The organism is Escherichia sp. AM3, assembly GCF_032029835.1.
Lineage (GTDB): Bacteria > Pseudomonadota > Gammaproteobacteria > Enterobacterales > Enterobacteriaceae > Escherichia > Escherichia coli.
Genome location: NZ_JAVUPQ010000923.1, coordinates 1 through 278, shown reverse-complemented (window position 1 = coordinate 278; position 278 = coordinate 1). Strand labels below are relative to the sequence as shown.

Genomic DNA, 278 nt, shown 5'->3' with positions numbered 1-278 from the left:
ATGTGATTGTGAGTGAAAACGCGCTGGTGGCGTCCCCGGAAAGCCTGGATGACGCTGAGGCCAGCACGCTTCCTTGCGCGGGGCTTACCGCATGGTTCGCGCTGGTGGAGCGCGGTCATTTACGCGCCGGGCAATCGGTGCTGGTACAAGGGACGGGCGGTGTGGCGCTATTCGCTTTGCAGATAGCAAAAGCGCACGGCGCAGAAGTTATTGTTACGTCGGGGAGTGATGAAAAACTGGCGCGGGCCAAAAAGCTGGGGGCCAGCCAGGGCATCAAC

1 protein-coding gene is annotated in these 278 nt (G+C 60.8%); it reads left to right on the top strand.

From position 1 onward, the window contains the following. Positions 1-278: zinc-binding dehydrogenase (locus RTW80_RS29085; RefSeq protein ID WP_312721582.1), on the top strand; the 278-nt coding region annotated here is incomplete at both ends.